We start from the raw sequence: 15,375 nt of genomic DNA, 5'->3' as shown, positions 1-15,375 counted from the left end.
AAGCTTTTTAACTTTTAAATACCCTAATTAAAAAACTCACACATGCTATCTTTATAAAATATATATTCAAAATGCAAAGCTCTTGTTAGGGCAACATATAAAAGCTTTTTATTCATTTCTTGATTACTGTAATTTTTATCATTACAGTTATATATTATAGAACAATCAAATTCTAGACCTTTTGTCATGTATGATGGTATTATTTTATTTTTGCTATTTAAACACTTTTCGTCATGTATAATATTCCACTGATTTTTACTAAATTTATTTAATATAGCATTAATATGATTACATTCTTTAATGTCTTTTCCTATTATACATATATTATTTTTTCCCAAACTATTTAATTTATCCACAATAGAGTCCACTTCATTACAAAAACATTCATCTTTAGCATATTTTATAAATTTTGGCTTCATACCATGCCTTAATACTGGCATTGCTGACTTTAGTGAATTATTTTGTTTTTCAAGAACTTTATTTGCAACTTCTATAATTTCTATAGTTGAACGATAACTTTGGGTTAAAGATACATAACTTACTTCATTTTTAAATATATCTTTAATAACCTTTTGCCAGTCTTCAATTCCCTTATAATAGTAAATTCCTTGCCCTACATCTCCTACAATAGTCATTGAATTATTTACTGAAAACTCTCGTATAACCTCCATTTGTAAGAAGCTATAATCTTGTGCTTCATCTATAACGATGTGTTTAAATTTTTTGTTAATTCCGTATAATTTAGATTTTAGATACATTATGGCAGCTAAATCATCACTATCAATTACACTGTTCTTTTTATTTTCATGTATCTCCTGTATCATATGGTCATGTAAAACCTTTGGAATTTTATTACTAGTTATAAGATTAAATAGGTTTTCATCTTCTATAAAATTATAATAGTCTTCTAATAAATCTTGTTTTTCCCATTGCTTAAAAAAGTTTTTTATAGAAGTTTTTAATTCTTCTCTTACAGTTTCCTTTTCCTTATCTCTTAAATCATATAATTCTATTATTTTGTTTCTTTTATCTTTCTCAAATAAATCTTCTTTTTTAATGTTGTTTATTTTGTTTTTATAATCTTCATCTATATATTCTTGTATAATTTTAGTTTTTTCTGTTATTTTTCCATTAAAGTATCTTTTTATTTCTTCTTTTCTTTTATTGAGTGATAGATACTTTAAATCTTTTAGATACAATTTTCTTATAAATGTCTTTTTAAATACTACATAATCTCTAACTTTTAAATCATCTATAAAGCAATCAGAATTTTCCAAATATTTTACATATCTGTCTATTATAGTTTTGAAAATTAAGCTTCCTTTTAATTTACTTGCATTCATTATTAAGTTCTTTTTGTTTTTATCTTCACATTCAAGTATATTAGAAAGTTTTTCATCCTTAGTATATATCTTATTATTTAGGTTTAAAAATTCTAAGGAAAAATCCTCAAATGTAGTCTGTTTTACTTCGTCCACACCTAAACTTGGAAGTATATCAGATATATAATCTAAAAATAATTTATTGGGAGCTATTACCATGACATCTTCCCCCATAATCCTATCTTTATACCTATATAACAAATAAGCTAGTCTATGCATGGCTATTGTAGTTTTACCTGAACCTGCTGACCCCTGAACTATTATAGGTTTTCTAAGATCAGCTCGTATAATGTCATTTTGCTCCTTCTGTATGGTTGCTACAATATCTTTTAACTTATTTCCTACATTTTTTTCTAAAGTTATTTTTAAAAATTCATCTATAAGAACATTTTCTTCACTATTGCTTTTTCCAGAATTTAAAATTATCTCATTGATACCTTCATCAAAAGCATCTACTAAATTCTCGTCTTTAAATAAAAACTTTCTCTTTAATAAAAGCTCTCCTTCTATCTCCCCCACAGGAGCTTTGTAACTCACTTTTCCTTCTGTCCCACTATAATATAAATCTGCTATAGGCGATCTCCAATCAACTACTTTTTCATTTTCAGTTTTATGATCATAAAGACTGAATTTTCCAATATATATATTCTCTATATCCTTATTTTTTTCTCTAAAATCAATTCTTGAAAAATACGGCTCACCATTTGCTTCTTTATATTTATTAAAGTTTTCAACTAATTTGTCATGTAATTTTAAATTCGTTTCAAACTCAACTTTATTTCCTTTTTTTTCTTTTTGTATTTTTAATAATTTTTCTTCTAATTCTTTCTTGTCCTTTTCAATATCATCAATCTGAATTTGTATCCAATTTCTTGTTTCTTTTAGCTTCTCTTGTTCACTATTCAATTCTTTATTATCTATACTCATAAGTTCTTCCTAATATAAAATTCTAATATACTAAAGTATCATAAGGATACATTTGCAAATATATCTCATATGCTTCTTTAGCTTCTTTTTGCGATATTCTTCCATCCTTTAAATTTCTATAAAGCATATATAATTTAACATTAAGTTCTTTGTTTTTCGTAGCAGATTCTTTCATTTTATTATAAATAATTTGTTCTAAAGTTTCTTTTGAATCTATGCTAGTAATTTCCCCTATCATCTGCATTAATTGATCAACTTTAAACTTAATAACATCATCGGAAGATAGATTTTCAATTTCTTTCAATTCTGATAGAATTTTTTTTACATCTTCTTCACTTATAGAAATCATACTTTTTTCCATTTACATCTCTCTCCTTTACTATATAATGTATCGTTTACTATATGGTAAATCTTGATTTTAAATATATTATACCATACTACTATATACATATTATTAATAAATACTTATTATTGCTTTTTACACATTTAAGGAAAGATATTATCCAGTATATTATTGAAAGTATGTTTCTTTCTTAAAACTTTTTATTCCTGTTTTTTTCATAGCTTCGACTATAATCAAAAATACAATTCCATCTGCTATATGATGAAGCATAGATCCTATTCCAACAACTACTAAAATCTTATAAACTGTAAATCCAAAGGGTATAACTGCAATTGCTTCTAATACCCCATGCAATGGAGCTGTTACTAAAATAGCCTTTTTCAAACTCATACCTCTTTTTATTAATATAGCTCCCAGTGAAGCTACAAACACATGCATTAATGCTCTAGCTGCAACTACTAGTGGTGAAGTAATTAAAAATCCAAAGGCTGATCCTAACGCAACTACAATGGCAATATACGGACCAAATAACATAGAAAAAAATACTGGTACATGAGCTCCTATTGTTGCTGTAAAAGGCCCCAGTTGTATTTTTAATACACCAAAACATACTGGTATTATTATTGCTAGTGCCGTAAGCAATGCTCCATAAGTTAATTTTTTTACACTATTTTTCATAAATATTCCCCCTTAATATATACTACTGTATATACAGTAGTATATATTAACTGTAATGTCATGTAAATATTTTTTGTAAAATAAGAACAGATAACCATATTGGAGGTCATCTGTTTAAGCTTATTAATTACTTTATAATTTTTAAATTATTGTTCTTCTTCTGTAGGTATCTTATACATTTTCTTAGCTAAATCCATATATAAAACTCCATCTAAATGATCTGTTTCGTGACATATAGCTCTTGCCATAAGTCCTGTAGCTACATATTGTACCATTTCTCCTTTTTCATTCATTCCAGCTACAATAACTTTTCTTGGACGTATAACTACTCCTTCGTATCCTGGATAGCTTAGGCATCCTTCTGCATCTTCATATTTACCTATCTTTTTTAATATTTTAGGATTTAATAATATTAATGGATCATTTCCATCTCTCAAATCTATTATAAAAGCTCTTTTTAAAACGCCTATTTGAGGTGCTGCAAGTCCAACTCCATCAGCTGAATATAATGTATCTTTTAAATCCTGTATAAGTTCTAGTACTTCATCATCTATCTTTTCTATTCTTCTGCTTTTTCTTCTTAATAATTGATTATCTGCTGTAACTATGTTCTTTATTGCCATTTAAATCTCTCCTCAAAAATATATACTTTTATTCTCACTATAATACATTATATATTTTTATATTTATTTTTTCTACCAAAATAGCCATTATAAATAACTTTAAATAAAATAGGGATAACCAATACTAAAACTTTATATTGATTATCCCTAAACATCTTTTCATATTGTTTATTATACACTTTCTTGTTCTTTTTCAAGCATAGTTTTTACTTTCATAAGTCTTGTAAGTGCTCCTCTTTCATTTTCTTCAAGTTTCATTTGAATATATTTTATAGTTTCTTCTAATTGAGGAATAGTCATATATTCAAGTGCATTAACTCTTCTTCTTGTTTTTTCAATTTCATCTGCCATAAGTTGAGTAGACTTTTCAACTTCTGCAAGTTCTAAAAGTTTTGGAAGTATACTATAAAGTTTTTCAATTGCATCATCAAGTTCTGCAGATGTATTAGAATAACCATAAGGATATATACTTCCATTGTCATCTTCTAATAGCCTTTTAAACTTCATTTCTGGAACATTTACACTCATTATATTTTTTATATTTACATCCAATGATATTTTTTCCTTTGGATACATAATAGCTTCTTCTAATATTTCAGATGACATTAATGCCCTTGCCATTACAAAATCCTTAAGAGAATTTTTTATCATTTCTTCTACATCTTTTCTAAGCTCATTGTTGTATTTAACAAGATCTATGAATCTTCTCATAAGTTCATCTTGTTTATCTTTTAATAGTTTATGTCCACGAGTTGCAGTAGTAAGCCTTTTTTTTAGCCTTGTAAGTTCCATTCTAGTAGGATTTACATTAAGTCTAGCCATACTTACTCACCCTCTTTTGTATCTAAGTATTTCTCTAAGTATTCATCTCTAATTCTCTTAAGTTCTGTTCTTGGAAGTATCTTTAGAAGTTTCCAACCTAAGTTTAATGTTTCTTCTATACTTCTATTTGTGTTAAATCCTTGAGATACATATTCTTTTTCAAATGCATCTGCGAATTTTGCATATGCTTTATCTATGTCAGACAACGCTGATTCTCCAAGTATTACTGCAAGTTCTTTTGCTTGTTTACCTTGGGCATATCCAGCAAATAATTGGTTCATTGTATCTGCATGATCTTCTCTTGTCTTATCCTTTCCAATCCCTTTATCTTTAAGTCTTGAAAGAGAAGGAAGTACATCTATTGGTGGCATTATACCTTTTTTATAAAGTTCTCTTGATAATATTATTTGTCCTTCTGTTATATATCCTGTAAGGTCAGGAATTGGATGTGTCTTATCATCTTCTGGCATTGTAAGTATAGGTATTTGTGTAATTGATCCTGGTTTTCCTTTTACTCTTCCTGCTCTTTCATATAATGTAGAAAGGTCAGTATACAAGTATCCTGGATAACCACGTCTTCCTGGAACTTCTTTTCTTGCAGCTGAAACTTCACGAAGTGCTTCTGCGTAGTTTGTCATATCTGTCATTATAACAAGTACATGCATTCCTTTTTCATAAGCTAGAAACTCTGCTGTAGTTAGTGCTATTCTTGGAGTTGCTATCCTTTCAACTGCTGGGTCATTTGCAAGATTCATAAATAAAACTGTTCTATCTATTGAACCTGTTTTAGTAAAGTCTTGTATAAAGAATTGAGCTTCTTCAAATGTAATTCCCATAGCAGCAAAAACAACTGCGAATTTTGAATCTGATCCTAAAACTTTTGCCTGTCTTGCTATTTGTGCTGCAAGTTCAGCATGTGGAAGTCCTGAACCTGAAAATACAGGTAACTTTTGTCCTCTAACTAGAGTGTTAAGTCCATCAATTGCTGATACTCCTGTTTGAATAAATTCTGACGGATAATCTCTTGCAAAAGGATTTAAAGGTTCACCATTAATGTCACGTCTTTCTTCTGGAATTATTTTAGGTCCTCCATCTTTTGGTCTTCCCATTCCATCAAAGACTCTTCCAAGCATATCCTCTGATAATCCAACTTCTAAGGGTTTTCCTAAAAATCTAGTTTTTGTTTCTTTTAAATTTATTCCTGTAGAACCTTCAAACAATTGTATCAAAGCTTTATCTTCTGATATTTCAAGAACTCTACCATGTCTTATTTCTCCAGTTTGAAGTTCTATTTCAACTAATTCATCATAAGTTACTCCCTTAGTTCCTTCAACTAGCATTAAAGGTCCAACTACTTCTTGTACAGTCTTATATTCCTTAAGCATTGATTACACCTTCTTCCGCTATTAACTTATCTATCTCTCTTCTTAATTCTTCTCCTATTTCATCAATTCTTCCCATTTCTTCTTCTGGAATAAATTTAGCTCTTGCTATTTTATCTCTTAATTCTACCATAGATGTTATCTTTTCTAAATAAACTCCTGCTTTTAAAGCACGCTCAGCCTCATCTTGGAATGAAAGAACAAGTTTTAACATTTTATATTGTTTTTCAAGTGAAGAATAAGTATCTACATCATGGAAGGCATTTTGCATTAAATAGTCTTCTCTTATGGATTTTGCAACTTCAAGTTTTAATCTATCACTTTCGGAAAGTGCATCTATACCAACAAGTCTAACTATTTCTTCAAGATTTGCTTCTTCTTGAAGTATTGTCATAGCTCTTGTTCTTAAATCTACCCATTCTTCTGAAACATTTCTATCCATCCACCTTCCTATACTATCCAGGTATAGTGAATATGAATTAAGCCAGTTTATAGCTGGAAAATGTCTTCTATATGCAAGTTGTGCATCAAGTCCCCAGAATACTTTAACTATTCTAAGTGTAGCTTGAGTTACTGGTTCTGATAAATCTCCTCCTGGAGGTGATACAGCACCTATTGCAGTAATGGCACCTTCTCTTTCATCGTCTCCTAAACACACAACTTTTCCAGCTCTTTCATAGAAATCAGCAAGTCTTGATCCTAAATAAGCTGGGTAACCTTCATCACCAGGCATTTCTTCAAGTCTTCCAGACATTTCTCTTAATGCCTCTGCCCAACGTGAAGTGGAATCCGCCATAAGTGCTACTGAATATCCCATATCTCTAAAATATTCTGCTATTGTGATTCCTGTATATATACAAGCTTCACGGGCTGCAACTGGCATATTAGAAGTATTTGCTATTAAAACTGTTCTTTCCATTATTGATTTGCCAGTCTTAGGATCTTTAAGTTCTGGAAACTCATTAAGAACATCTGTCATTTCATTTCCACGTTCTCCACAGCCTATATATACAACAATCTGGGCATCTCCCCATTTAGCAAGTTGGTGTTGAACTACTGTCTTACCACTTCCAAATGGTCCTGGCACAGCAGCTGCTCCTCCTTTTGCTACTGGGAAAAATGTATCTATTATTCTTTGTCCTGTAACTAATGGAGCTTCTGGATTTAACTTCTTAGCATATGGTCTTCCTTTTCTTACTGGCCACTTTTGCATAAGTTTAACTTTTTTAACACCATCTTTTGTGTCTATTTCACAAACTACATCTTCTACTGTATAATCCCCTTCAAATATAGTTATAACTTCTCCTTCTATGCCGTAAGGCACCATTATTTTATGATTGACAACTTCTGTTTCTTGAACAGTTCCTAATATATCTCCTGCCTTTACTTTATCGCTATGCTTAACTTTTGGTACAAAGTGCCACTTTTTATCTCTATTTAATGAAAAGACTTCAATACCTTTTGTTAGGTAACTTCCTGCCTTCTTTGCTATTGCTTCAAGAGGTCTTTGTATACCGTCAAACATAGATTCTATAAGTCCCGGTCCTAGTTCAACACTTAGAGGTTCTCCTGTAGTTTCAACAGGTGCTCCAGGTCCAAGTCCTGTAGTTTCCTCATAAACTTGAATAGAAGCTTTATCTCCTCTCATTTCAATTATTTCACCTATAAGACGTTTCTCTCCAACTTTTACAAGGTCATATATATTAGCCTCTTCCATACCTTCTGCTATAACTAAAGGTCCTGAAACCTTTATAACTCTTCCCGTCTTCAAGTTATCTACCTTCCTTCCTTATAAAATATTAACTCCTATAGCCTTTTCAACATTATCTTTAATTCTTTGTATACCGATATTTAAAGAACCTTGATTGCTTGGAATCAATATAATTGCGGGAAGTGTTTCCCTATTATATCTTTCTATAGTTTCTTCTATCCCTTTTGCAACCTGCTCAGTAACAAATATAACTGCATATTTATTTAAAGCCATTTTGTCTACAGTTTTTCTAGCTTCTTCTTCCTCTATAACAGGGTATACATCTATTCCTATAGCTTTGAAGGCTAATACTGAATCTTTATCTCCAACCACTCCAATCTTATACATAAATATCACGCAGCCTTTCTCTTATTACATCGGCATCAATGTTATTAAGTTTTCCAACCATTATTATTCGAACTATTTTTATTTCATTTTCTTTTGCAAATATATAAGCAATTAATGGCTCTGATCCAAAGCTTACATATTTTGCATCTTTTATAAAATTCATAATAAAATTATCTGAGAGTTTCTCAAGCACTTTTAAATTTTTGCTTTCAGTGTATTCCTCTATACCAACCTTTATTACATCCGTATAATCTGTGTACTGTAACTTATTAACTATATTTTCAACATTTAAGTTAAACATCTCAATGAACTCTTGTTTTTTTATTTCTCCATTATCTAATAAAACTTCTTTTAAAAAATTTCTAGATTTATCTTGCTTTTTTACTCTTAATAAAGTTTTTAAATTTGTTAAATCAATATTCATCTTTAAAAATTTTAAAAGATAACCATCATTTATTTCTTTAGCTCTCATCATCATGTCCTTATACATATAGTTATCAAGTACAACATCTATTTTTTGAGGATCTTTTTCTTCTTCAAAGACTTCCATAGATTTTTCTATTGCCTCTTTCATTGTTTTGGGAATGTCATTATAGTTTTCATTCAATATCCATTTTGTTAAAATATTAACATCGATAATACCCACAGGAATTAAAATTTCTTTAAAATCCTTGCCTAAAATTTTTGATTTTAATAACACTTTAATATTGTGGTAATCATATCTTATACTCATAATATCTATAAGCTTCTTCTCTGGAGTTATTTCGTACATAAAAGAGTATAATCTCACCAATTCCCTACTTAGAACTATTTCATAATCTTCAGGTCTCTTCACCTCTGCCATTAATGTCCCATAATCAGTTTCTTGTAATACTTTAAAAGCTTCATCAGCTGAGGTGCTATCTAGTAACCTTTGTATTTTAGCTCTATCTAGCAGTTTATTTTCAACTGCTCTTATTCTCGGCACAGCCTGAACATATTCAATGTTACTCATAAGCTATCCTCCTTTAGCTAAATAAAACTTTCGCAACTTCTGCTTCCATATCATCTCTTAGAGATTTTACTCTTGATTCAAAAGTATTATTTATTTCTATACCATTCTTAGCCAGTATATATCCACCTTTTATTTTAATTCTCTTTTGACTAAGCTTTATTTTTCCGAGTTTACCCTTGGCATTTAGTTCTTTATTGATTTCATTTATAAATTCAGTAGTTACTCTGTCCTCATTTTCTCCTACTATAATTTCTTCATCACCATCAATATCCAATAGTAAAATAGTATTTTTTATAAAATTTAATAATTCTCCTCCAGTCATTCTGCTAAGTTCTTCTACAGCAGCATTAAATACATTATCTAAAACTTCTATCTTAGCTGAAAGTTTCATATCTCTCACTTGCAAATTTGCATTTGAAATTATTCTTCCAGCCCTTACTTTTGACTCTTCTTCTGCCTTAGATAATATTAATTTTCTTTCATTTTCTGCTATAGAAACTTTTTCATCTATTATGATTTTTTCTTTTTTCTTTGCATCATCCATTATTTCTTTAGAAGACACTTTTGCATCTTCAATGATTTTATTGGTTAAACCAGTTATATTAGACATTCGTCTTCACATCCTATCACTGTTATATTCTCATTTTTATAATTGAATAAATAATATCATTAATAGAGATGATACGAATCCTAATAATGCATATGTTTCAACCATTACTGCAAAAAGTACACCCTTCATAACATGCTCTGGTTTTTTTGCAAGTATTGTCATTCCAGCTGCAGCTGTTTTAGCTTGTGATATAGCTGATCTCCAACCAGCAAAAGCTATTGGTAATGATGCTAATAGTAAAAGGAATCCTGTTCCAAGACTTATAGTTGATAAATTACCAGTTAGTAAACCTATTTTTGAAAGAATTATAATTGTTGTAACAAACCCATATAATCCTTGAGTACCTGGTAGTAATTCTAGGATTAAAGCTTTACCGAATTTCTCAGGATCTTCTGTAACAACCCCTGTTGCCGCTTCACCAACTAAACCTATACCTCTAGCTGATCCTATACCTGGTAAAAATGTTGCAAGTCCAGCACCTAATAATGTAAGCACTATTCCCCCATTTTGAATCATAAATTCCATAAAAGTTTTCATAATTTCTTCCTCCTAATTACCAAAATTTATTTTTACTTAATATTTTTCGCAATATTCTAAAAATTTACAATATTGAAATATCGCTTTACTTAATTGTCAATTTCTTCATTAGACACATTCATAAACTTACTTACTGATTTAAATGGAGTAAACTTTCTTCCTCCACCTTCATAAAACTTATTAAAAAATTCTAGGTATTGTAATCTACTTGAATGTACATATGCACCTAATGCATTTACTCCTAAATTAAATAGATGACCACCTATAAATATAATAGGTCCTACAAAATACTTAACTGGTGCTGGTATAAGATTTATCATTAGGTTAAATGCATTTGCTATAAATCCTGTTGCAAGACCTAATGCTAAAAGTCTGGAATATGAAACTATATCTCCAATATATCCTGTAATTCCATAAAGTCCATATATTCCTCCACCTAGTTTTCCACCAATTGTGTCTGCATCTCTTCCCTGTGTTAGTACAAGTCCTACAAAACCTACTATAACCATTATCTTGCCTATAGAACCTCCAACTTTGCCGAGCATTAAGAATATTCCTATAAGGGATATATACCATAGCCCTACATCATATATAGTGTCTAAAACTTTTCCTTGCTTTAATAAAATATAGGCTTTCATTCCAAGTCCAACAAATATGTGTATAACACCTAGAACTACAGCTAAGCCAAGTACTACCATTATTTGATTAGAAGGACTTAATAGATACGGAACTACTTTATGCATAAATTGTGAAGATGCATCACCAAACCATCCTCCATATATAGCTCCCCAAATCACTGTTGAAATTCCTAGATACAAAAATAATTTCATAAAATTTTTCATTGCTTTATCTAGTTTAAAAAGTTTTAAAGCAAGTAATGTAGTAACTACCATTACTAATCCATATCCTGCATCTGAAAGCATCATTCCAAAGAATATAAAATAGAATATTGCCATAACAGGCGTTGGATCTATTTCTTTGTAATTTGGAAGTGAATACATTTCTGTAATACTTTCAAAGGGTTCTACAAATCCATTATTTTTTAATTTGATAGGTACTTCTTCATCATTTGCCTCTTCAAAGGTTAAACAATAGGGATTCTTTGACATTTTTTTAACAATTGTTTCCAAGGTTTTGTTGCTTGATACGGTGTTCCACCCCTGTATAACAACTATATTATTTGATTCTAAGAAATTTAATTTAGCATTTTCCCTACATAATTCATTAGAATAATATTCATATACTAACTCTAAATCTTCTTCACACTTATTAAACTTCTTGAGTTCACTTATTATGCTATCTTTTTCATCATATATACTTTTAACTTTACCTTGTAACTCTTTTATTGTTTCAACTGGGTTGCCACTATAGCTTAAAGATATTTTTGAAAATCCAAATGTTCTCAAAATCTTACTAAAATCTTTTTCATATTCCTTTAGTGTCATTGCTAGTATATACATTTCATCCTTAGTTGTATTTATCTCTTCAAAATAGTACTGTAATTTACTTTCTTCTAAACTTTCCATAAGATCATTTTTTAATGCTAAAGGTATAGTTCCAAGAAAATAACTCGTTAGTTTCAAATCATATAAATCTTGAAATTTACCATCGAAGTTTTTCCAAGGTTCTAATGAAACAATATCAGTTTTTATCTTGGTTTCCTCATTATTTAGTTCGTTTACTCTATCTTCTCTAGACTTTAATTCATCATAAATTTTGTTCCAATTTATTGTTTTTACAGAATCTTCAAGCTCCTTAAAACTTATAGTTTTGGTACCTTCTTTTAAAGCTTGTAATGCTCCTTTTTTATCTGTATATGGCTTTAAATAATCTAAACAAAATTTAATTTTTGAGATTTTTTCTTGTAAGTCCAATGTTTTTTTATCTGAAGCTAAAGTTTTTAAAAAACTCAATTCTTCATTTTCTAGCTGAGGTTTAAGATCTACAAACTGAACTCCTTCAAATTCTTGTAACCTTTTTAGTAACTCCTCCTTATCCTTTTCAAAGGCAAGCAAAGTAAATTTATTCATCTTAACTATTGCCATTGATATTCACTATCCTCTCAATTACTAAATTTACTGCCTCATCTCTTTTTTTAGCACAAACACTTTTTATCTCTTGCACTTCTTTCTCTCCTTGCTGAATTATTGGAAGTGCCTCTTCTTTTGCTTTAGATATTGCTTCCTCTAAAATTCTATTTGCTTCTTCTTTAGATGTGTTCAAAATTCTTTTGTATTCTTCATCAGCTTTATTATGAGCATTTTTAATAATTTCATTACTTTCTACTTGAGCTGATTTTATGATTTCCATAGCTTTTTCCTCTGAAGACTTTATTTCTTTGATAACTTCCAGTGCCAAACTTATCACCACCTTCATTTTTATTAATATTCTAAAACCATATAAAATACTTGAAAGCATGTTATATGGTATTAATAACAGTTTAGTATATATATTATAAACCTTTATAGCTTAATATTACAAAATTAAAAAATTTGATTTTAATAAATCTTCAGTTTTTTTTGAATATTTTTCGTGTTTTTTCTTCATTATTCACTATAAAGCAATATTTTAAAAAAAATATTGCTTTATAGTTTTACTTAAATTTATATTATGCTAGTTACATCTGTTATATTATTTTCATTTTCACCATCATAAACTAAATATATATTTTTCTTTATAATTTTTTTCCTCAATATAAATTCATTTATATCTATATTAAATTCTTGCAAATACAATTTATTTTTATTTGCTTTAGGATTATTTTCTATAATTTTTTCTTTAATTTCATTTGTAAGCTTCTTATGAATTTTTGTTTCTAGGAATTTAGGCACCCAACTTTTTTTATTGTATTTAACATAATCATATTTTATAATATCTTTTAATATGTTATTATCTTCTCTTAGTTTTTCACTGTTAAACTCTAAAAATACCTTATAATAGTCGGTTCCTGAAATATTTCTATCAAAATATCCTTTTTGTTCAAAGAATTCACCTAATTGATAATAAAACTCAAAAGGTGTATCAAATTTTAATTCAAAATAACTTATAATATTATTAAATTTACCTGAATTATAATATTTATCAACCATAGCTTCTACTTTTTTAAGAAGTAATATCTCATCATAACTTATGTCCTTGGTGCTTAATATTTCATAAGGTGGATATGGAGAATATTTCATGCCCCATTTATCCTTTTCTTCAAGCATAGGGGAACCTTTTAGTAATTTTAAAAATCCTAACTGTATTTCTTCAGGTTTTATTGAATAAACATCATTAAATGAATTTATAAAAGAATTCAAATCTTCTCCTGGAAGTCCAGCTATTAGATCTAAATGTTGACTTATATTATTTAATTTTTTTATTTCTTCAACCTTTTCTTCTATATCTTTAAAATTTACATATCTATTTATATTTCTTAAAATTTTATTGTTTGTTGTTTGTACTCCTACCTCAAATTGTAATCTTCCCTTAGGTGACTTTGATAATACATTGAATTGTTTTTCTGTAAGAATATTAGCTGATATTTCGAAATGAAACTTTGTATTTGTATTTTGTTCAATTAAAAATTGCCAAATATCTATTGCAAATTGTTCATTAGCGTTGAAAGTCCTATCTACAAATTTTACTAATCTAACTTCTTTATCTATAAAATATTTTAATTCTTTTTTTACAGTTTCTATATTTCTAAATCTAAGATTTTTATCTACAGAGGACAAACAATATTTGCATCCATAAGGACATCCTCTTGAAGCTTCATAGTAAACTATTTTATTTTTCAAATCGTCATTTTCATCATACGGAAATACTACTTGATTAATGTCTATATTTTTTCTTTTGCTATTATAAAATACTTTTTCATCAATTTTATAGAAGAGACCTTTAATTTCGTTAATACATTTGTTATTTCCATCAATTTTACCAAAACTATCCTCATTAGTAAAGTTATTTTTTGAGTTACTGTGTAAAATTTTACTTTTAAAATTATAAATTTCAAATTCAATAAGCTCTTTAAATGTTTCTTCCCCTTCCCCTTCAATCAAATATTCACCTGGATTTAATGTTAAAAATTCTCTTCCATCAAAACTTACTTCTGGTCCACCATAAATTATTTTTATATTACTATTAACAATTTTTATTAAATTTGCAAGTTCTTTTATAAGTTCTATATTCCATATATAACAAGAAAAAGCTATTATATCTGCTTCTTCACTTATTATTTCCTTTAATATTCTTTCTCTTCTATCGTTAATAGAAAACTCTCTAATTTTACATTCATAATCTAACTCTTTAGTATATTCTCTTAAATATCTAACAGCCAAATTTGAATGTATGTACTTAGAATTTATCCCCACTAATAATGTTTTCAACTTTTTCATATTCACTTCTCCTTCTCTTTTGTGCCTTTATGTAATAACCACCATCAGAACACTTAAAATCTATTATATCAAAAAAGTCATTTAATATATTTTTAGTGCTTTCATAAGAACTCTCTTTAAATATATTAAACTCTTTAAAAATAATCTGTTTTGTAATATCATCACTTATTTTCACTTTTATATTTTCATTTAATATTTTTCCATATTTTTTATCTAAATCCCATATATAAAAAAGTCCATCTTCTCTTAAATAATCACATATTTTTTTAACAAGTTTTTGCTTATTTGCTTTTAACATTATACTACTAAAAGATAGAAACATAACACATATATCATAAGAATTATTCTTTATAAAATCTAGTCCTTTTTTATTATCTATATACTCAACATTAAAATCTGTGTTACTTTTTTTATATATATTATATATTACACCATAGTTATCCATACCTATATCTAGAATATCTCCATTAAAAACTTTTTTCTCCATGTTTATAACAATTTCATTATTCAATTTAAATGCACCTTCCTTTTCATTTTGCACAAAAACACCTTTTACATTTTTTGTAATTAATTATAGTATTTCTATACAAAAAAGATATCTCC

Annotated in this window: 15 protein-coding genes; all 15 read right to left on the bottom strand. The window is 28.3% G+C overall.

Going from position 1 to position 15,375, the window contains the following annotated elements:
• Positions 1-23: 23 nt before the first annotated feature.
• The 15 genes from helD to NT01CX_RS03815 all read right to left on the bottom strand — a co-directional run bounded on the left by helD (position 24) and on the right by NT01CX_RS03815 (position 15,313).
• The gene (helD, locus tag NT01CX_RS03885) at positions 24-2,309 is read right to left on the bottom strand and encodes an RNA polymerase recycling motor HelD (protein WP_011721741.1); all 2,286 of its coding nucleotides are present in this window, start codon (positions 2,307-2,309) and stop codon (positions 24-26) included.
• Between the two features lie 22 nt (positions 2,310-2,331).
• The gene (locus tag NT01CX_RS03880; protein ID WP_011721740.1) at positions 2,332-2,670 is read right to left on the bottom strand and encodes a hypothetical protein; all 339 of its coding nucleotides are present in this window, start codon (positions 2,668-2,670) and stop codon (positions 2,332-2,334) included.
• Positions 2,671-2,820: 150 nt separating this feature from the next.
• Positions 2,821-3,330, bottom strand: coding sequence for a hypothetical protein (locus NT01CX_RS03875; RefSeq protein WP_011721739.1), 510 nt, complete (start codon positions 3,328-3,330; stop codon positions 2,821-2,823).
• Between the two features lie 146 nt (positions 3,331-3,476).
• The gene (gene def / locus NT01CX_RS03870) at positions 3,477-3,953 is read right to left on the bottom strand and encodes a peptide deformylase (protein ID WP_011721738.1); all 477 of its coding nucleotides are present in this window, start codon (positions 3,951-3,953) and stop codon (positions 3,477-3,479) included.
• 171 nt (positions 3,954-4,124) lie between these two features.
• The gene (locus NT01CX_RS03865) at positions 4,125-4,775 is read right to left on the bottom strand and encodes a V-type ATP synthase subunit D (RefSeq protein WP_011721737.1); all 651 of its coding nucleotides are present in this window, start codon (positions 4,773-4,775) and stop codon (positions 4,125-4,127) included.
• A 2-nt stretch (positions 4,776-4,777) separates the two neighbouring features.
• Positions 4,778-6,160, bottom strand: a complete 1,383-nt coding sequence (locus NT01CX_RS03860) for a V-type ATP synthase subunit B (protein WP_011721736.1) — start codon at positions 6,158-6,160, stop codon at positions 4,778-4,780.
• Positions 6,153-7,928 (bottom strand): V-type ATP synthase subunit A, encoded by a 1,776-nt coding sequence (locus NT01CX_RS03855; RefSeq protein ID WP_011721735.1) that lies wholly within the window; start codon positions 7,926-7,928, stop codon positions 6,153-6,155. Before NT01CX_RS03855 ends, NT01CX_RS03860 begins: the two co-directional genes overlap by 8 nt.
• Positions 7,929-7,946: 18 nt before the next feature.
• Positions 7,947-8,255: a V-type ATP synthase subunit F gene (locus NT01CX_RS03850; RefSeq protein WP_011721734.1), complete on the bottom strand. Its 309-nt coding sequence runs from the start codon at positions 8,253-8,255 to the stop codon at positions 7,947-7,949.
• Positions 8,248-9,249: a V-type ATP synthase subunit C gene (locus tag NT01CX_RS03845; RefSeq protein ID WP_011721733.1), complete on the bottom strand. Its 1,002-nt coding sequence runs from the start codon at positions 9,247-9,249 to the stop codon at positions 8,248-8,250. The genes NT01CX_RS03850 and NT01CX_RS03845 overlap by 8 nt, the downstream gene beginning before the upstream one ends.
• A 13-nt stretch (positions 9,250-9,262) precedes the next feature.
• Positions 9,263-9,859, bottom strand: a complete 597-nt coding sequence (locus NT01CX_RS03840) for a V-type ATP synthase subunit E (RefSeq protein ID WP_011721732.1) — start codon at positions 9,857-9,859, stop codon at positions 9,263-9,265.
• A 36-nt stretch (positions 9,860-9,895) separates the two neighbouring features.
• Entirely contained in the window at positions 9,896-10,396 is a 501-nt protein-coding gene (locus NT01CX_RS03835; RefSeq protein WP_011721731.1) for a V-type ATP synthase subunit K, read from the bottom strand.
• Between the two features lie 89 nt (positions 10,397-10,485).
• Entirely contained in the window at positions 10,486-12,441 is a 1,956-nt protein-coding gene (locus NT01CX_RS03830) for a V-type ATP synthase subunit I (protein WP_011721730.1), read from the bottom strand.
• Positions 12,428-12,754, bottom strand: coding sequence for an ATPase (locus NT01CX_RS03825; RefSeq protein WP_039226183.1), 327 nt, complete (start codon positions 12,752-12,754; stop codon positions 12,428-12,430). Before NT01CX_RS03825 ends, NT01CX_RS03830 begins: the two co-directional genes overlap by 14 nt.
• A 245-nt stretch (positions 12,755-12,999) precedes the next feature.
• On the bottom strand, positions 13,000-14,772 hold the full coding sequence (locus NT01CX_RS03820) for a B12-binding domain-containing radical SAM protein (protein WP_011721728.1): 1,773 nt from the start codon (positions 14,770-14,772) through the stop codon (positions 13,000-13,002).
• Positions 14,732-15,313: a class I SAM-dependent methyltransferase gene (locus NT01CX_RS03815; protein ID WP_242648502.1), complete on the bottom strand. Its 582-nt coding sequence runs from the start codon at positions 15,311-15,313 to the stop codon at positions 14,732-14,734. The genes NT01CX_RS03820 and NT01CX_RS03815 overlap by 41 nt, the downstream gene beginning before the upstream one ends.
• Between the last annotated feature and the right edge of the window lie 62 nt (positions 15,314-15,375).

Origin of the sequence: Clostridium novyi NT (assembly GCF_000014125.1) — a bacterium.
In the GTDB taxonomy this organism is placed as follows: Bacteria; Bacillota; Clostridia; order Clostridiales; family Clostridiaceae; genus Clostridium_H; species Clostridium_H novyi.
This window is presented reverse-complemented; position numbering and strand designations above follow the sequence as displayed.